The 18,383-nt window shown below is 69.0% G+C and carries 15 protein-coding genes, 2 pseudogenes and 1 riboswitch; of the genes and pseudogenes, 10 read left to right on the top strand and 7 right to left on the bottom strand.

The window, feature by feature from the left end; all coding sequences use genetic code 11:
• Position 1 precedes the first annotated feature (1 nt).
• The gene (locus AC3B5T_RS12920; protein ID WP_044506093.1) at positions 2-1,252 is read right to left on the bottom strand and encodes an acyl-CoA dehydrogenase family protein; all 1,251 of its coding nucleotides are present in this window, start codon (positions 1,250-1,252) and stop codon (positions 2-4) included.
• An 84-nt stretch (positions 1,253-1,336) separates the two neighbouring features.
• A complete protein-coding gene (locus AC3B5T_RS12915; protein ID WP_055475772.1) occupies positions 1,337-3,910 on the bottom strand; it encodes an outer membrane protein assembly factor BamB family protein in 2,574 nt (857 codons plus the stop codon).
• A 177-nt stretch (positions 3,911-4,087) separates the two neighbouring features.
• Between AC3B5T_RS12915 and AC3B5T_RS12910 the strand changes: the two are divergent.
• A pseudogene (locus AC3B5T_RS12910) lies at positions 4,088-4,798 on the top strand (DUF222 domain-containing protein); the annotation flags it as partial.
• A 156-nt stretch (positions 4,799-4,954) separates the two neighbouring features.
• Here AC3B5T_RS12910 and AC3B5T_RS12905 read toward each other — a convergent pair.
• Positions 4,955-5,536, bottom strand: coding sequence for a phosphatase PAP2 family protein (locus AC3B5T_RS12905; RefSeq protein ID WP_055477135.1), 582 nt, complete (start codon positions 5,534-5,536; stop codon positions 4,955-4,957).
• Between the two features lie 110 nt (positions 5,537-5,646).
• Here AC3B5T_RS12905 and AC3B5T_RS12900 point away from each other — a divergent pair, with 110 nt between their 5' ends.
• Positions 5,647-6,369, top strand: coding sequence for a hemerythrin domain-containing protein (locus tag AC3B5T_RS12900; RefSeq protein WP_055477149.1), 723 nt, complete (start codon positions 5,647-5,649; stop codon positions 6,367-6,369).
• A 19-nt stretch (positions 6,370-6,388) separates the two neighbouring features.
• Here AC3B5T_RS12900 and AC3B5T_RS12895 read toward each other — a convergent pair whose 3' ends face one another.
• Positions 6,389-7,528: an acyl-CoA dehydrogenase family protein gene (locus AC3B5T_RS12895; protein WP_010844322.1), complete on the bottom strand. Its 1,140-nt coding sequence runs from the start codon at positions 7,526-7,528 to the stop codon at positions 6,389-6,391.
• Positions 7,529-7,645: 117 nt separating this feature from the next.
• Between AC3B5T_RS12895 and AC3B5T_RS12890 the strand changes: the two genes are divergently transcribed.
• Positions 7,646-8,239 carry a TetR/AcrR family transcriptional regulator gene (locus tag AC3B5T_RS12890; RefSeq protein ID WP_010844323.1) on the top strand — a complete coding sequence of 198 codons (594 nt, stop codon included), beginning with the start codon at positions 7,646-7,648 and terminating at the stop codon, positions 8,237-8,239.
• On the opposite strand, the gene AC3B5T_RS12885 is transcribed toward AC3B5T_RS12890, so the two are convergent.
• Both AC3B5T_RS12885 and AC3B5T_RS12880 read right to left on the bottom strand, forming a co-directional pair.
• Positions 8,199-10,982 carry a sacsin N-terminal ATP-binding-like domain-containing protein gene (locus AC3B5T_RS12885; RefSeq protein WP_010844324.1) on the bottom strand — a complete coding sequence of 928 codons (2,784 nt, stop codon included), beginning with the start codon at positions 10,980-10,982 and terminating at the stop codon, positions 8,199-8,201. The two genes, AC3B5T_RS12890 and AC3B5T_RS12885, sit on opposite strands and share 41 nt — an antisense overlap.
• A gap of 17 nt (positions 10,983-10,999) precedes the next feature.
• Positions 11,000-11,806 (bottom strand): DUF3027 domain-containing protein, encoded by an 807-nt coding sequence (locus tag AC3B5T_RS12880; protein WP_010844325.1) that lies wholly within the window; start codon positions 11,804-11,806, stop codon positions 11,000-11,002.
• An 87-nt stretch (positions 11,807-11,893) separates the two neighbouring features.
• Here AC3B5T_RS12880 and AC3B5T_RS12875 point away from each other — a divergent pair.
• Both AC3B5T_RS12875 and AC3B5T_RS12870 read left to right on the top strand, forming a co-directional pair.
• Positions 11,894-13,914 (top strand): annotated as a pseudogene (locus tag AC3B5T_RS12875) (MFS transporter).
• Positions 13,911-14,423 carry a DUF2771 family protein gene (locus tag AC3B5T_RS12870; RefSeq protein ID WP_010844327.1) on the top strand — a complete coding sequence of 171 codons (513 nt, stop codon included), beginning with the start codon at positions 13,911-13,913 and terminating at the stop codon, positions 14,421-14,423. Before AC3B5T_RS12875 ends, AC3B5T_RS12870 begins: the two are co-directional and overlap by 4 nt.
• Positions 14,424-14,441: 18 nt before the next feature.
• Here AC3B5T_RS12870 and AC3B5T_RS12865 read toward each other — a convergent pair whose 3' ends face one another.
• Positions 14,442-14,855, bottom strand: coding sequence for a cold-shock protein (locus tag AC3B5T_RS12865; RefSeq protein ID WP_004020198.1), 414 nt, complete (start codon positions 14,853-14,855; stop codon positions 14,442-14,444).
• A 228-nt stretch (positions 14,856-15,083) separates the two neighbouring features.
• Here AC3B5T_RS12865 and AC3B5T_RS12860 point away from each other — a divergent pair, with 228 nt between their 5' ends.
• From AC3B5T_RS12860 to AC3B5T_RS12840, 5 genes are all read left to right on the top strand, one after another.
• Entirely contained in the window at positions 15,084-15,293 is a 210-nt protein-coding gene (locus AC3B5T_RS12860) for a hypothetical protein (RefSeq protein WP_010844328.1), read from the top strand.
• Positions 15,294-15,298: 5 nt separating this feature from the next.
• A complete protein-coding gene (locus AC3B5T_RS12855) occupies positions 15,299-15,844 on the top strand; it encodes a flavin reductase family protein (RefSeq protein WP_010844329.1) in 546 nt (181 codons plus the stop codon).
• A gap of 13 nt (positions 15,845-15,857) precedes the next feature.
• Entirely contained in the window at positions 15,858-16,946 is a 1,089-nt protein-coding gene (moaA, locus tag AC3B5T_RS12850) for a GTP 3',8-cyclase MoaA (protein ID WP_010844330.1), read from the top strand.
• A gap of 11 nt (positions 16,947-16,957) precedes the next feature.
• Positions 16,958-17,206 carry a MoaD/ThiS family protein gene (locus AC3B5T_RS12845; protein WP_014925741.1) on the top strand — a complete coding sequence of 83 codons (249 nt, stop codon included), beginning with the start codon at positions 16,958-16,960 and terminating at the stop codon, positions 17,204-17,206.
• 257 nt (positions 17,207-17,463) lie between these two features.
• Positions 17,464-17,647: riboswitch (cyclic di-AMP (ydaO/yuaA leader) on the top strand.
• Positions 17,648-17,653: 6 nt separating this feature from the next.
• The gene (locus tag AC3B5T_RS12840) at positions 17,654-18,274 is read left to right on the top strand and encodes a transglycosylase family protein (protein WP_010844332.1); all 621 of its coding nucleotides are present in this window, start codon (positions 17,654-17,656) and stop codon (positions 18,272-18,274) included.
• Positions 18,275-18,383: the final 109 nt, after the last annotated feature.

Below are 18,383 nucleotides of genomic sequence, written 5' to 3'. Positions count from 1 at the left end.
ATCAGCGGTACTTGCCGAACTCGATGCGCGCAACGACGTTGCGGTGCACCTCATCCGGTCCGTCGGCCAGTCGCAGCGAGCGCGCGCCCACCCAGGCCTGCGCCAGCGGGAAGTCGTCGGTCAGTCCGGCACCGCCGTGCAACTGGATCGCGAGGTCGATCACGTCGAGCGCCATGTTGGGCACCTCGACCTTGATCTCGCTGACCGCCGACACCGCCTCTCGGGACAGGCCCTGATCGAGCAGCCACGCCGCGTGGTGGACGAGCAGCCGCGACCGGTTGATCGCGATGCGGGCGTCGGCGACACGTTCGCTGTTGCCGCCGAGACGGGCGAGCTGTTTGCCGAAGGCCTCGCGCGAGAGTGCGCGACGCACACCGAGTTCCAGCGACTTCTCGGCCAGTCCGATCGCCCGCATGCAGTGATGCACCCGGCCCGGGCCGAGGCGGCCCTGCGCGATCTCGAACGCCCGGCCGGGTCCGAGGAGGATGTTCGACGCCGGGACGCGGACGTTGTCGAAGCTGACCTCACCGTGGCCGAACGGCTCGTCGTAGTAGCCCATGGTTGTCAGCATCCGGTCGATGGTGACCCCGGGGGTGTCGATGGGGATGAGCACCATCGTGTGGCGGGACTTCCGGTCGGCCTCGGCATCGGTGACGCCCATGAAGATGAGGACCTTGCAGTCGGGATGGCCGACACCGGTGGAGAACCACTTGGTCCCGTTGATGACGACGTCGTCGCCGTCGAGGACGGCGGTCGCGGCCATGTTGGTGGCGTCCGACGACGCGACGGCCGGCTCGGTCATGCAGAAGGCACTGCGGATCTCGGCGGTCAGCAACGGCTCGAGCCACTGCTTGCGCTGTTCCTCGGTGCCGTAGCGGAGCAGGACCTCCATGTTCCCGGTGTCGGGTGCGCTGCAGTTGAAGATGACCGGCGCGAGCCCCGACGAACCCATCGCCTCCGCGACCGGGGCGTAGTCGATGTTGGTGAGTCCCGCCCCGCCGTCGGTACCGAAATCCGCGGCATAACGACCGGCGTGCTCAGCGGGCAGGAAGAGGTTCCACAATCCCTGCGACCGGGCCTTCTTCTGGAGTTCGGCGATGATCGGCGACGGCGTCCACGGGTCGCCGTCCCCGTCGCGGCGAGCCTTGATGTCCCGATGGATCTCGGGCTCGACCGGCTCGATCTCGGTGGTCACGAAGTTGCGCACGCGTTCGGTGAGTTCGGCCGACCGCGCTGACGGGGAGAAATCCATACCCGACCGTATCGCGGGGCGCCGACCGGTTGTCATCGTTCTGGGCAATCCGGCGTGCCCTTCCACCCGGGCTCCCGGTGTCCCTCATTTCCAGTACACGGTGCTCCGCTCCGGACCCGCCGTCGTGCTGACCAGCTTCGCGAAGCAGTTGTCGGGACCGAATCCCTGCGCGCGACACCAGTTGTTGGCCTCCACCGGCCCCGGGAAGGTCGCCGCGGCCACCGTCACCCACCAGCCCCGGTACGAGAACACCGGCCACTCGTCACTCCAGAGGAGCCGAACGTCGTTGAACCGCAGCCGGAGTGCCAGGAATTCGTCGAGGATCGCCGGATCGGTCCAGGTGCGCCCCTCGGCCACGAGACCCGGTCGTTTGGAACTCAGCTGCGCGACCCACCGGTTGTTCAGGTTCGCCAGGATGAAGGCGCGATCGGCATCGGCCTGCAGACGCAGGGCGCCGACACTGCTCGCGGTCACGTCGGCGCCGGCCGGGAACGAGGGGCCGGTGGCGGTCGACGACGCCGAGGTCCCCGACCGGGGTGCCGTGAGCTTCGGCGGGGCACCGGGGGCCGGGCCCTTGTCGCAGTCGACGAGGTACCGGCCGGAGTCGCCGGTCGTGTCCGCGCCCTGCGTATCGAGCGTGTCCGGCAGCCGAAGAAAGCTCCCCGGCGGGTAGGTCAGTTCCATCGTCAGCGCCTCGCCCGCGCCGTCGAGCGATGGCACCGCAACCGGTGCGCGCCGGAAGTCGAAATTGCCGGACGCGACGATGCCGGTGCCGTCGGTGATGGTGATCCGGGTCTGCGGTCCGTACAGCACGTCGCCGCCCGGGCACTTCGCGGTGACCTTCATGGTCACGCCCAGCCCGCCCGCCGACGTCCGGAACGACTGCGGCGTGAAGACCGGGGGCAACCCGCACGGCGTGACGTACTCGGCTTCGCCGCCACCGGCAGCGTCGTCGTCGCGGGTCGTTCCGGGGACGATTGCCGACGGCCCGGTGGGCGCGAACCCGGTGATCGTGGTCGCGGTCATGGCGATCAGCCGATCGCCGACGGCGAACGTCAGCGCCGGACGCGGCTCTGTACTGCCCGCCACCGGAACGTTGCCGATCGCGTCCGCCGTCAACGACCACACCGGAGCGCCGCCCACGAGATCGAGGGCCGTCAATCCACCATCGAGCGCGGGTGCCACGAGCCGTTCGCCGTCGGTGACGGCGTGACCCGAGTACGTCGAGGTCGAACCACTCGACGACGTCCACAGTTGCTCTCCCGACGTCGGATCGAGAGCGACGTAATCGCCGGACGCCCTGTTGAACACGACCACCTCACGGTCGTCGGCCAGCACGATCCGAGACCCGAACCGGTCGATGTCCGTCAGGGCCGTCGACCACGTACTGGTGCCGTCCTCGCGGTTCACGTACAGCCCGTCCAGCAGGAATCGACCGCGCTGCCCGGGGGTGGCGACCGACGGCACGATCGCCGATTCTCCTGGCAGGTCCGAGACGGCGCCGTCTCGGCCCACCACCCTCACCCGCTGGTCGGACATCGCCATACCGGACACCGTGGCCGTCTCGAGCGCCAATGATCTATCGCCGAACCGACCGATCTCGCCTTTCCCGGCGCCGGCGATGATCTGGTGTCCGTCATCGGCGGACACGACGAGTGTTCGGAGACCGGCTGACGCCACGACCTCGTCCGTGGCGGTGAACTGCGACGAGTCACCGCTCCCCAACGCAGGTTCGGGTAGCGCGGTCAACGTACGCGCCCATTCCGTTCCCGACTCGGTGATCTTGTGGAAGACCACCGAATCGTCTGCCGCGTACTGAGTCATGAACGCGGCCTCACCGTTGAACGCGATCTCCGTGGACTGCGACGGTGCATCCACGCTGGCGAGCACTGTGCCGTTCCGAGTGTCGAGAAAGTGGACCTCACCGTCTCCGACACAGGCGATCCGGTGGTCGACGATGGTGTCGGCACATCCGCTGACGACTTCGTCGAACTTCCATGTCGCGCCGGTCCGAGTGTTGATGCCCACCGCACGATGCGCGCTTCCGACGCTCGTGAACTGATCGCCGACGATGGTGACGAGGGTTTCACCGTCGGTGACACCGCCCGGTGCGCCATACCGTCCTTCGGACCCTTGCGGTGACAGAAAGCTCGTGCCACCCAGCGAACCCGCATCGATGCTCCAGGCGGGACTCGGCTCGCTGGGGAACGAGCCCGTGAGCTGACCGGCCACGAGGTCCGGCGCGGCATCGGACCCGCCACCCCGCGACGACTTCCACCACACGACGCCCCCCACCACCAACGCGAGCACACAGACCAGCGCGATGCCCGTGATGAGGTATGCAACGCGGTTGGACCGTCGGGGGCGCGGCGGGTACCCGGGGTGGGGATACGGAGCTTGGAGATATCCGGACGGCGGGTAACCCGGGGGCGGGAAGTTCGGGGGCGGGAAGTTCGGAGGCGGGTAACCCGGCGGCGGGTAACCGGCCTGGGGATATGCCGGCTGCGGTCCGGGATACCCGGTTGGACCCGGCGCCTTGTCCAGCGGCACGCCGGGGACCACCGTCGGGCGAGCGGGCTGGATCGACGTCGGCGGTTCGTCCCCGTGGGGCGATCCGGACGTGTTCGCATCATCGTCGGGAGGCCCCGGATTCGACATCCGTCCAGTGAATCCCAGTCCCCGCCCCGTGACTGTCCCCCGCCCGGAGGAATCTGGTCTGTCAGGACCGCGCCCCGGTGACGAGCGACGCGGGGCACATTCACCACTTTTCGACCGAGTATCCGAAACGGGTGTGACTGGAGTTCACCACTGTCAACGGTTTACGCACAGTCGACGATAATCGACCCAGAGCTCACCACCCTCCTCGATCAGCTCATCGAGACCGCACCGCCCACCGACGACCCCACGGGCACAGCGACATTCGACGCATTGAACGTGCTCCGGTTGATACGCAACACCGTCGACCACCAGATCACCACCCACACAGCACAACTCGACGAACTCAGCGTCGCACACAAGGCCGGTGGCACCACCCGGCAGCTCTTGATCGAGATGGGACACGCACCCGCCATCGCCTGCCGCATCATGCGCAGCGTCGACGGCCTACCCGCGCTGCCCGCCCTGGCACGTCACGCCGCCGACGGACGCCTGTCGTCGGAAGTCGTCGACGCCATCGTCCGCGGAATGTCGCACATCGACAAATGCTGCCCCGGCGGACTTTCCGAGAACGACAAGAGTTCCTACGAGATCGAACTCCTCGGCCAAGCACTCTCCGGTGCGACACCGGCGCAAGTGCTCGAACACGCCCGTACGATCGCCACCACCCTCGCAGGCACCACTGACATTGGCATCCCCGCCGCCGACGACTCGTCGTTGAACGCCGTCAACGTCCGTACCGCCGACGACGGCCGCGTCGACATCCGCGCCGACCTCACCCAAGTCGTCGGCGAGAAGTTCCTGGCGATGATCGACGAACGCTCCTGCCCACGCCCCGAACCCGACGGCGCCGACGACCGACGCACCGCCGAGCAACGCCGCGCCGACGCGTCCGGGACCGCAACCGTCCTTTGACAACTCCAGAGCGAACCGAGGTTGGCGTTCAGGCCAGAAGGCGATGACGACGATCTCGGGGCCGAACAAGCAAGGGGCAGTTTGAGTCGCATGTCGGACCAAACTGCCCCTTGCTGAAGATGGGGCCATGACCTATTGCAGATCCTCGGCGGGACCGCCGTAACCGCGCCTCGCTTCGTACCGGAGCAGTATCCACGTGCACAGCGCAACCCAGATCGCGCCGAACAACCACCCCGAGATCACGTCCGTGGTCCAGTGCACGGCCAGTTGTATTCGGGTGAGGCCCACAAGGATCGACAGCACGGGTGCGATCGCCAGGATCCAACGATGTGAGCGCACCCAGGTAGAGCAGCGGTACGCCGCGACAGCGAACAGGCCGAACACGACCATCGTCATCATCGCGTGCCCCGACGGATAGGAGAAGGTGTCGATGTTGAGCAGGCGGTCTTCGACGGGCGGCCGGTCCCGCGCGAACGAGTACTTCAGCGCCTGCATGACCGCATAACCAACAAGCACTCCGGCACCCACGAAGACGGCGTCGGCCCGGTGATGGGTCACCGCGAGCGCGATGACGACCACACATGTCAGCACCGTCATCGTCACGGTGTTGCCGAGCAGCGTCAGCACCTCGGCGATCGAGATCCACGGCTCCGAGCGGTTCTGGACGACCCAGTTCAGGATGTTCTCGTCGATCGTCGCCGGAGAGATCAACATCCCGTCACCCTAACCGCGTCACCCAAGTCGCCTTCAAGTGCGTCACAAGCGGCACGGCCGACTGTGGTCATCGAATCAGCCCGACCCCCGTACCGATGAGGACACCGACGATGACCACCCACCCCGCCCGCTCCACACACCCGATCCAGCTCATGCTCCCCGGGCAGGCCGCCGCACCCGAAGGCCCGATCGACCCGTTCATGATGTACGTGCTCCACCACGGCTTCCGGCGCGACCTCGCCGACTTCGCCGCCACCGTCCCGGTCACGCCCATCGACGACGCGGGGACGTGGCGCGCGCTCGAGCGGCGATGGACGATGTTCGGACACGCGCTGCATCACCATCACGTCGGCGAGGACTTCGAGTTGTGGCCACTGCTGCTCGAGCGCTGCGACACCACCGAGCAAGCCGTACTCGCGGCCATGGAGTCCGAGCACGACGAGATCGATCCGCTGCTCGAGGAGTGCTCGGAAGGGTTCGCGCGGATGACCGGGCACGCCGACGACGCGACCCGCGCGGCACTCGCGGACGCGCTGCGACGCGCCGAGGCTGTACTCGGCAGGCACCTCGCCCACGAGGAGACGGACGCGATCGCGATCGTCCAGCGCCGGATGACGCCGTACGACTGGAACGCCTTCGAGGAGAAGATGGCCAAGCGGGCGGGTCTGGCGGAGACCCTGCGGACGAGTCCGCTGATGGCAAAGGGATTGACGGGTCCCGATCGGGACGCGGTGTACGCCCGCATCCCCGCCGCCCTGCGGCTGATGATCGCACTCGGCGGACCGAGATTCCGTCGGCTCGACAACCGGGCGTTCTACTACAACCCGCGCTGACCACCGACGTCCGCGGAGCTCACCGCGCCAGCGACCGTCCGATGACCAGCCGCTGGATCTGGTTGGTGCCCTCGAAGATCTGCGTGATCTTGGCCTCGCGCATGTACCGCTCGACCGGGAAGTCGCGGGTGTAACCGTATCCGCCGAACACCTGGACCGCGTCGGTCGTGACCTTCATCGCGGCGTCGGTGGCGACGAGCTTGGCGGTCGCGGCAGCACGCGTGTAGTCGATACCGGCGTCGCGACGGCGAGCGGCGTCGAGGTAGGTCGCGCGGGCCGAGTCGACCGCGGCGGCCATGTCGGCCAGCACGAACGACAGACCCTGATGATCGATGATCTTGCGGCCGAACGCGGCTCGTTCCTGCGCGTAGTCGACGGCGGCGTCGAGCGCGGCCTGCGCCAGACCGGTGGCCACCGCCGCGATGCCCAGGCGCCCCGAATCCAAAGCGGAGAAGGCGATCTGGAGTCCCTGCCCCTCCGACCCGAGCCGGCGCCCCTCCTCGACGAACGCACCGTCGTACGACGCGCCGGTCGTCGGGACCGCGTGCAGGCCCATCTTGTCCTCGGGCTTGCCGAAGGTGAGCCCGTCGGTGTCGCGGGCGACGAAGAAGCAGGACACGCCCTTGGAGCCCTCACCCGTGCGGGCGAAGACGTTGTACACATCGGCGATGCCGCCGTGGGTGATCCACGCCTTGGAACCGGTCACCGTGTAGCCGCCGTCGGTGGGCGCGGCGCGACATGCGAGAGCTGCGGCGTCGGACCCGGCCTGGGGTTCGCTGAGACTGTAGGCGCCGATCAACCTGCCGTTCAGCAGGTCCGGCAACCATTGCTGTTTCTGCTCATCGGTACCGAAGTTGAACAGCGGATGGCAGGCCAGTCCGTGCACACTCACTGCCACGGCGACCGCGGCCCAGCGCGCGCCCAATTCCTCCAGCACCTGGAGGTAGACCTCGTACGGCTGGCCGCCGCCGTCCCACTCCGTCGGGTACGGCAGACCGAGCAGTCCCGCCTCACCGAGTTCGGCGAACAGCCCGTCGGGATACCGGCGGTCCTTTTCGTACTGGTCGACGATGGGCGCCATGCGCTTGTCCGCGACGTCGCGGACAAGCGCGATGAGGTCGCGCGCCTCGTCGTTGGGTAGCAGGCGATCGACCGGCATCACAGACCTCCAGGGAACGGCAATTGATAACCAAACTAGTACTCAAGTCTTCACCACAGTACTATTTCGGCATCGGGGCGTACAGCCGACGCCACACGGTGCGCAGAAGGAGCGAGCATGCCGACTCAGGGTTTCGCGACCCGGCGCCGGGCCGCGTTGTTCGACGCACTGCTCGAACTGATCCTGCGCGAGGGGTTCGCACACCTGTCGATCGGCTCCATCGCGGCCGAACTGCGATGCTCGAAGTCGACGCTCTACACGCTCGCTGCGAGCAAGGAGCAGCTGGTCACCGCGACTGTGACGCACTTCTTCCGCACCGCGACCGAACAGGTGGAGTCGCGGGTCGCGGCGTCGTCGAGTCCGCGCGACAGGGTCATCGTCTATCTGGTCGCGGTCGGCGAGGCACTCGCACCGGCGTCCGAGGCGTTCATGCGCGACCTCGACGCCTTCGGACCCGCCCGCTCGCTGTACGAACGCAACACCGCGGCAGCGTCGTCGCGCGTCCAGGCGCTCATCGCCGACGGGGTGGCGGCGGGCGAGTTCCGCAACGTCGACGCCGCGTTCGCCGCCGACCTGGCGTCGTCGATGATGAGCCGGATCCAACGGCGCGAGGTGTGGGCGGCCACCGGCCTCGACGACGCGGCCGCCTACCGGCAGCTCGCGTCCATCCTCACCGCCGGGATCGACGCCGGCGACGCTCGAGGTGCGTGACACCCGCGGCGTCGACCCACCAGTCGACCCGGACCTCACGATCGATGTCATTGCCGCGCAGCGTGATCCACAGTTCGACGTGTAGCCGAGCCTCGCCGCGCGGGACCTCGGCGCCACGGACGGCTCCGAAACGCACCACATCGGGGTGCGCCCAGCCGACCGCCTCACCCGGTGCGGACACCGTCGTCGAGTACTCCTCGCTCGCGAGCGGCAGATCCAGCAGCGTGCCCAGGAGGTCGGCGTCTGCGATGGTCACCGTCGGGCCGGCGAGCACGCACTCGTCGTCGGCGAGCGCCTGGAGGAACCAGGGCCGGTCGACCACGACCGCGCGATCGTGCGCCCGACCGGACAGTGTCCGCACCCGCTCCGGTACCTCCACATCGTGCGGGTCGACGGCTCCGCGCCGGCACGCGGCGACGACGGCGGCATGAATCGACACCGCCGCACCCGGACTGATCGCCCTTTCCCGATCGCCGAGCCGGGTCAGCAGCAACGTCGTGTCGTCGGCGGAGTCGGGTTCCAATCGGGCGAGGGCGCCGCCGAGTTCGTCGGCGTGCGGGTGGTCGAGTGGGTCGATGACGCCCTCGAGGACGTCATCCGACGGTGCTCGGTACTCCCCCAGCAGCAGACCGTCGACCTCGGCATGGCGTCGTAGCCACCAGGCGGTGTAGCCCGCGCGGTCGGCGAGCAGCGGCCTGATCCGATCATCGGTGGCCAGCATGGACAGCGCCGCCGGCCAGCTCCGGTCGTCGACCAGATCGAGATCCCGCACCGCGCTGAGCTTCTCCGGAGCATCGGCGAGGGTCTCCCACCAGTCCTCCTCGTCGGGCAGGTCATGGTCGGGCGCGACGGGCAGGTCGTCGTCGACGACGACGAAACCCCACCCGACGCCGATCCGACGCAAGTGCTCGGCACCGCACTCGGCGACCACCTCGGCGTCGACGACGCCGAACGGGTGATCGTCGACCAGGACCTCGAGCAGCGGACTGCCGGGCAGCAGGAGCTCATCGGCCGGGCGCAGCTCGCCGTCGGCGTCGAGCAGGGCGAGCGCCGACAGCCACGACGGCACCGGCGCCTCCGGGTCGGCCGCCAACACCGCGCAGACCTCGTCGGCCAGTCCGTCGTCGGCCGCCTCGAAGTCGACGTCCTCGACGAGACTGCGCAGCGCCGGATCCCCGACCGCCTCGGCCACCGTCAGATCCGCGACGCCGAGTCGCGTCAGCAACTCGTGGCGGGCCTCGGGATGCACGGTGGGAATCCACCGCATGGGCGTCGAGATCCGGTCGCTGACGAACAGGCCACGCACCCCGATCGCGGTCCGGCCGTCCGACCTCGGGATGGGCAGGGCCCCGAGTTCCTCGACCTCACGCCCGGTCGACACCAAGGGGGCCAGGGCGTCGTACAGGTCGTGCCACCACGAGGGCTCGCGGTCGACGCCGATGAGCCGTTCGGCCAGTTCCGCAAGCCCGAGTTCCGATACGCCCAACCGGCCGAGCGCCGGGAGATGCTGTGTCAGTGAGAGATCCGGGTGGACCAGGTCGCCGAAGAGTTCACCGAGTATCTCCGCGAGCCGATCGGTCAAGCCCACGAGCATCACCGCACGCGGTGGCATCAGGTCCGCACCCGCGGCCGCCGGAAGCCATGTGGCGTCGCGGAGTTCGCGCCGCACCGCCTCGATCAGACGCGCATCGTCGGGATTACGCGCCAGATGCAGCTCCGGGACCAGGCGCACCCTGCGCGACGGTTCGACGAGCCGGATCAGATCGACGTAACCCGCTGCCGCATCGCCGATCTCGGCGCGCGGGTGGAGATGGCGCCGGTCCGGGGTGAGCGCGAGGTCGGTGATGCACCGGCACGGCAGGCTGAGTTCGATGTCGGTCGGCGTCGGCGCACGCAGGACATCTCCGGCCGGCCCGGGCTCACCGTCGGCGTCGACGAGCCAGCGCGTACCGCCACGAGCGACCTCGAGCCAACGACGTGTCGACGGCAGGTCGGTCGAGGCGGGTCCGACGACCGACACCGTGGTCAGCACCGACTGCGCGGCATCGTCGTCGACGTCCGGGCCCGCCGACCGCTCGGCCGACACCTCGACCTCTCCGACGGTGATCCGTTGCAGCGCAGTCAGTTCGACGACGAGGTCCGGCGCCTGGGCCAGCATCGCCTCGAGGAGCGGACCGGGGTCCTCGCGGAGGTGAAGCACCACCTCGGTGTCGAAGCCCGGTGCCGGTTCCCGGTCCGTCGGCCACACCAACCGGAGCACCGGCACGTCTGATGCGGCACCGAGGGTGATGCCTGCGGCTCGCGCGGCCTCCAGCGTGGCGGACCGATCGAAGACCACCGACCCACTGCGCGAACGTATCTCGACACGATCGGCGACCGTCGCGGTCGCGGTGAACCCGACGCCGAACCTCCCGATCTGCCGATCACCCGGATCACCTGACGTCTTCGCCGACACCCGCAGCGCGGCGAGTGAACGCACCCCCGCATCGGTCAGCGGGGCGCCGGTGTTGGCGACGTGCAGTTCCGCACCGTCCACCCACACCGCGAGCCGACCTGCGATGCCGGCCGCCGACGCGGCGTCGGCGGCGTTCGCGGCGAGTTCGGTCAGGAGCCGATCCCGATATCCGACGGTCACCAGATCCGACTCGGCGGCCGCATCCTCGGCGAGCCGGGTCGGCGACGCCGCCCATGCATCCAACGTGGAGGACCGCAGCACCGCGGTGTCGAACGGGTCGTCGCTCACGGTCGGGGCGCGCCGGATCAGGTTCGGGCCGGTTCCGCGTCCCGGGAGATCGCGACGACCTCGATCGCGCCGTCGTCGTAGGCGTCGTAGGCCGGCGACCCGTCGCCCTTGGGCCCCTGCACGTCCGAATGCGCACCGCACCCGTACTCGGCCGAGACCACGCGCCCGTCGGCGGCCAGTTCGTTGGTGCACGCGCCGAACCCGGCCCGCAGAGCACCCGCCAGCGGAACGTAGAAGCCGCACGTGCAGCAGGGATACGGCGCGGCCTGGGCCATCTCCGAGCCGGGGCCGAAGTCGCCGTCGTACCAGCGCTGCGCGGCGTCGGCGCGCCCTTCCGGGCTCAGCAGTCGCTTGCGGCCGAGTCCCAGCTCGCCCGCGATCTGACCGATGTCGTCGGGGTCGACGGAGTCGGACTCGAAGCGGAACTCGTCGCCGGTGTCGATCTGATTCGGCACCAGACGCGGGTCGTCGGGCTCGGCGGCGAGCAGATCGCCCGGTGCGAGGTCACCCGATGCGACACGCTCGGCCCACGGCACCCACGGCGGCGCGAGCAACGAGCCGTCGCCGGGAAGCAACACGACCTCGCTGAGCGTGATCTCGTCGCTGCCCGGGGAACCCGCCAGCACGACGCACCACTGCCAACCCCGGTAGCCCGCGAGCTCGGCATCGAAGTAGTGCGCGGCTGCCCAGTCGCCCTCGGCAACACTGCGCCGATGGGCGCCCGGCCGCTGACCTTCGTCGAGCAGCGCAGCACGCGCGATGTCGACGGCCGCCAGGAGCCGTTCGCCGTTACCGTGCCGTTCGCCGTCACCAACCTGAGTCACTGCTCCAGTGTGCAATATCGCCGACGTGTGCCACACAACCGACCCGCTTCAAGCGACCACAGCCGGAGATGAGGAACAATCGTCAGCGTGATCCCACGGAGTTCCCGACACGACGAGGGGCGCGGGGCCCCCAGGGGTCCCGCGAACCAGCATCCCCATCAGCCGCCGCCCGACGACCGCGCACGACGCGCCGCGCAGCACCCCGGTTCGACCAACTATCCGGTCGACGAGACGCGACAGATGCGCACCCGGAGACCGGCACCGGGATGGGGAGAGCCACCGGCCGGCCCCGGTCCCGGCCGCAACGCCTACCTCCCCCGCCCACCCACAATCCGCACCTCCCGCCGCTCGACGACCGCGGCCGGCCGCCGTCGGAGGACCAGACCCGCGCGATGCCGGCCGATCACGGGCCCCAGAACGCTTCGGACCAGACCGGTTCGGCCCGGGCGCCGAAGAAGCTGACGGTGATGCGGGTCGCGGCGATGCGCAGCCGCGAGCTGACCGGCAAGGGACTCGGCAAGATCCACCGAGCGGCCACCGCCGACGGCGCCGACCAATCGGGCCTCACCGCGCTGACGCTGCCGGTGATCGCCAACTTCGCCGCCGACGCCGCGATGGCCGTCGCGCTGGCCAACACGCTGTTCTTCGCCGCCGCGACGGGTGAGTCGAAGACCAATGTGGCCCTGTACCTGGCGCTGACCATCGCGCCCTTCGCATTGATAGCTCCCCTGATCGGACCCCTTCTCGACCGGCTGCAGCGCGGTCGCCGGATCGCCATGGCCACGACCTTCGGCCTACGGGTCGTCCTGGCCCTGTTGATCATGTCCAATGTCCAGTGGAACGACGTGACCCAGCAGCTGGAGTACGACCCGTGGGTGCTCTATCCGTGCGCCCTCGGCCTGCTGGTGCTGTCGAAATCCTTCGGCGTGCTCAAGTCGGCCGTCACCCCCCGGGTGGTGCCGCCGACCATCGACCTGCCACGGGTGAACTCCCGGCTGACCACCTTCGGCCTGATCGGCGGCACGATCGTCGGTGGCGCGGTCGCCGCTGCCATCGAATTCCTGCTCGGCCAGATACTCCCGCTGCACCTGCCGGGCGCCATGGTGTGGCTGGCCGTGGTCGCCGCGGCCGGCGCCTACCTGTGTATGCGCATCCCGTCGTGGGTCGAGTCCACCGAAGGTGAGATCCCGACGACCCTCACCTACCACGGCGAGCCCGCGCGGTCGGCCCCCGGCGACACCGATCAGCCGGCGAGCGCCCGGGACGGCGCCAAGATGATCGCCGCCAAGATGCGCCAGCCGCTGGGACGCAAGGTCGTCGCGGGGCTGTGGGGCAACGGCACGATCCGCATCCTGACCGGCTTCCTGACACTCTTCGTGGCTTTTTATGCCAAGGCCCAGCAGGGCGACGCGTCGGACTGGACCCAGCTGCTGCTCCTCGGTGCGGTCGGTGCCGCCGCCGGCGTCGGCAACTTGATCGGCAACGGCATCGGGACCCGCCTCGAACTGAAGAACCCGCCGAACATCGTCGTCGGCGCAACCGCCGCCTGCTTCGTCGTCGCGGTGCTGGCCGCCGTCTTCGGCAACATCGCCGCGGCCGCGGTCGCCGCCCTGGTCGCCTCGGGAACGAGCGCGATCGGCAAGGTCTGCCTGGACTCCTCGATCCAGGACGACCTGCCCGACGAGTCCCGCGCCTCGGCGTTCGGTCGGTCGGAGACGGTGCTGCAGCTGTCGTGGGTGTTCGGCGCCTCGCTCGGGGTGCTGTTGCCGCCGACCCTGTGGATCGGATTCACGGTCGTGTCCGTGCTGCTCGGCCTCGGGCTGCTGCAGACCGTGATGACCACCCGCGGAAAGTCGCTGGTCCCCGGTCTGGGCGGTCGTCGCCCCGACCATGCCGCGCCGACCGTGGCCTTCCGCGCGGCCGGTGCCCGGTCGGACATCCGGCCCGGCCCGGCCGACGCCGACACCACACCGCACGCCCAGCGTCCCTCGACCGCCCGGATGCCCACCCGGACACCGTCGACCGCTCCCTTCGAGAATCGGGGTGAGCGCCCGTACAGCCACGGCGATCACCCCCCGCACAACCAGACAGGACAACGCCGTCAGTGATCAGCAGTGGTGAGAAGAAGGCTCTGTCGATCATCGCGATCGTCGTCGTGCTGTTCGTGGCGGTGGTGGGGACATCGGTGTTCCTGCTGACCCGCAACGTGAGCTCCGACGACCAGCCCTACCTGCACGTCGCGGTCGGCGACGAGTTGCACACGGTCGATCCGCGCTGGTGGTGCGACCTGATGCTGACCGAATGCGATCCCGAGATCACCGCGCCGCGCGAGACCGCGGCGGTACCGGTGCCGGTGAATTCGACGGTCATGCTGACCGTCTCGAGTGAGATCGCGCAGGGCCCGTGGAACCTGGCGGCCGTCTACCAGACGCCTCGCGGGCTCGTCGAAGACGAGCAACCGCAGGGATCGGACAGCACGTACACGCTGACGCTGCGATCGGTGCCGGACCGGGTCCTGATCGGATTCACCGTCATCTCCGCCTCGGCGCGGCTCTCCCCCGCCGACGAGGTCCTGCCCCGCGGTGAACTCGCGGTCCAGACCGCACCAGACGCCTAGGTCTTCAGGAATAGGTCCTCAGGAATCGAGCTCCCGCGCGACCGCACGCACGACTTCGGAGATCCGCTGCGCGGTCTTGCGGTCCGGGTAACGGCCCTTGCGCAGGTCCGGCTGGACCTTGCCCTCCAAGAGGGTGATGAGGTCGGCGACCATGCCGTGCAGCTCGTCGGGCGTGTGCCGCTTGACGTCCTTGCGGGCGGCCTCGCGCACGTTCTTGGAGACACTGGGAGCGGGCTCGAGCACCTTCACGCTCAACGCCTGCGGTCCGCGACGACCGGCGGCCATGCCGAACTCGACGCGCTGTCCGGGCTTGAGCGCCTCGACGCCGTCGGGCAACGCTGCCGAACGGACGTAGACGTCCTCACCGCTCTCCTGGGAGAGAAAGCCGAAGCCCTTGTCCGCGTCGTACCACTTCACCTTGCCGGTCGGCACTGTGCTCACCCTCATCTGTACTAGAACTGTCGAAAAACGACCCGTCACGACAAAAGACGCCGTCACCCATCTCGGCGGTCCGACGGCGAATGCCGCGCGGGCCCAGACGGATGCAAGGCGCCTGCTGCGACCATCCTAGCCAACGCCCCACCCCGAGGTCACACCATTACCCGGCGGACGCGCATCGCGCGGCGTCGGACCGATCGCCGTTGCACTACCGTGGCAGGTATGCAGAAGACGTCGTCCCCGCGATTGCTGCAGGCGGCCGGGGTTGTGTTCGGAATCGGAATTCTGGCGGTCGTGGCGTTGTTCCTCACACCGTTGGTGACCGACGGCGACACCGCGCCGACCGCCGTCTACCTGCTGACCATGTGCGCACCGCTGGGATTCATCCTGGGCCTGGTGTACGCACTCCGTGCCGGACGCCGAGCCAGGTGAGGACCTTGACCACAACCATCGACACCACCCCCGACCTCTCGCCGGTCTCCGACGGGCGGGCGCTGCGCGATGCCTACAGCTGCTTCCCGTCCGGCGTCGTCGCGGTGTGTTGCGAACGACCCGACGGGGATTCGACCACCCTGATCGGAATGGCGGCCAGTTCGTTCACCACCGTCTCGCTCGATCCGCCGCTCGTCTCGGTCTGCGTCCAGAACACCTCGACGACCTGGCCGCGGATCCGCACCGCACCGGCGATCGGGGTCAGCGTGTTCGCCGGCGACCAGATCGAGCTCTGCAAGCAGCTCGCGGGATCGTCGGAGCACCGCTTCGACGGCATCACCCCGCTGAGCACCGATCGGGGTGCGGTCTTCGTGCCCGACGCCGCCGCGCACCTGTCGTGCACGATCCACAACGAGATCCAGGCCGGCGACCACACCGTCGTGCTCCTGGAGATCGAGTCGCTGCGCGCCGATCCCGGTGTCGAACCCCTGGTCTTCCACGCCAGCACGTTCCGTGCGCTCGAGGCACGGAAGGATCCCACCCGGAAATGAGTCTCTGCGCAGCATGAACACCGTCGGCCTCGGAATCCCATTGCCTGTGTCCCCGCGGGACGCAGCGGCTTCCGACGCGCCGGCCGAGGGTCCGCTGCGCGACACGTTCGGCCGGGTGGCGAAGGATCTCCGGGTCTCGGTCACCGACCGCTGCAATCTGCGTTGTTCGTACTGCATGCCCGCCGAGGGCCTCGACTGGATGCCCACCGACCAGGTGCTGTCCACGGACGAACTGATCCGGGTGCTGACGGTCGCGGTTCGCGACCTGGGTATCGACCGCATCCGGTTCACCGGCGGTGAACCCTTGCTGCGGCGCGATCTGGAGGACATCATCGCGGCCGTCGCCGGCCTCCCCCAGGCCCCCGAGATCGCGATGACCACGAACGGACTCGGACTGCCACGACGGGTGGCGAGCCTGGTCGACGCCGGCCTCGACCGCATCAACATCTCGCTCGACACCATCGACCCCGCCCGATTCGCCGAGATCACTCGGCGAGACCGGCTGACGGACGTGCTCGACGGCCTGGCGGCGGCGCGCCGCGCCGGACTCGACCCGGTCAAGGTCAACGCCGTCGTGCCCGCCCGCGCGGATCTGGCGGGCGTTCCGGACCTGCTCGCGTACTGCCTCGAGCACGGTTACGAGTTGCGGATCATCGAGCAGATGCCCCTCGACGCCGACCACGCATGGCAGCGAGCGCAGATGGTGACCGCCCGGGAGATCCTCGCAACGCTGCGTGAGCGCTTCACCCTCCTGCCCGATCCCGCGCCGCGCGGGAGTGCTCCGGCCGCCACGTGGCTCGTGGACGGTCACCAGGGATCTCACGGGCCCGCGCGCGTGGGGGTCATCGCGTCGGTCACCGAGCCCTTCTGCGGGGACTGCGACCGCACCCGGCTCACCGCGGACGGGACGCTGCGCAACTGTCTGTTCGCGACGTCGGAAACCGATGTCCGCACCGCTCTGCGCACACTCCCCGACGACGAGATCGACGCCGCGCTCGCACACCTGTGGCGCGGCAACATGTGGGCCAAGGCGGCCGGTCACGAGGTGAACGCCGCGGGCTTCCGGCAACCGGACCGACCGATGTCGGCGATCGGCGGCTAGGCTCGCGTCCGATGCAGCTCACAGTCCGATTCTTCGCCGCCGCGCGCGCCGCGGCCGGCGCCGAGGAGAGAGTCGTCGAGATCGACCCGACGACCACCCTCCGCGTCCTGGAAGAGACCCTCGCCGCCGGAAACCCCTCCCTCGCCACGGTTCTCGAACGCTGCTCGTATCTGCGCGACGAGATCGCGTTCTCCGATCGGACGCGCGCACTCGGCACGTGCACGACACTCGACGTTCTCCCGCCGTTTGCCGGTGGCTGACGCCACACCGCGCATGTGACCTTTGTCACATAACGGTGGAGTAACAGGATGGGCACGGGACGGCCACTAACCCGTTGAACTGGGATGACGCCCAAAGTGGGTCGGAAGACCCGGATCCGGGCCGAAAATCGCTTGCGTTCAGCCAGGTGATTCAGTCCAACGAACGACGTACTGTACGAAGCGTCCTCCTCGGAGGTCACGACACAGCAACCAAGACATAACGTCCCACCGGCCGCGCCGAGCCTCGTTCCGCCGGTGGGAACGACAAGCAATCTAGGAACGAGGACGGGGGACCCAACCTCATCCCCTGAGACCGGACACCACACCAGGTGTCCTCGGGGTTAAGTCCCGGAAGCCGCGGCGACCACCGCGACGACCGGGGCCGAGCACCTCTCGCTCGAACCCGACAGCTGACTTCGTAGGCGCGTGGAGAGAGGAAACACATACATGTCCGGACGTCATCGCAAGCAGACGACCAGCACGGCCGCCAAGACCATCACGAAGGTCGCCCTCACCGGCGCAGTCCTCGGCGGCGGAGCAGCCCTCCTGGGCACCGGTACCGCCAATGCGGCCACCGACGCCGAGTGGAACCAGGTCGCGCAGTGCGAATCCGGTGGCAACTGGGCCATCGCGACCGGCAACGGTTACCACGGCGGCCTGCAGTTCTCGCCGAGCACCTGGACCGGCCACGGCGGCGGCGAGTTCGCCCCGACCGCAGACCAGGCCTCCCGCGAGGAGCAGATCGTCGTCGCCGAGCGCGTGCTCGGATCGCAGGGCAAGGGCGCCTGGCCCACCTGCGGCACCGGTCTCTCGGGTTCGACCCCGCGCAGCGCGCCGACCGACACCCCGCGTGAGATCGCCCCGGTGCTCCCCGGCGGCAACGGCAGCGTCGACCTGGCCAAGACGACCGACGACGTCGCCAAGCAGGTCACCGACGCCCTCACCGAGGCCGGCGTCAGCCCCGAGATCAAGAACCTCTGGCAGGCGGCCAAGGACAGCGGTGTCTCGCTGAACCAGGACCAGATCAAGTTGTTCAACGACAACAAGCACCTGCTGCCCAACCCCTGATCCGGGACACAGACGAAGGGCCCCGCACGATGAATCATCCGTGCGGGGCCCTTTTCCAATGGTCTCGACAAGCTCGACCAGCGGGGGTCGGCTCAACCAGCGGGGGTCG

This window comes from Gordonia sp. G4 (assembly GCF_057770005.1).
Note: the sequence above shows the minus strand (reverse complement) of the source record. Positions and strands in the feature narration are given on the sequence as shown.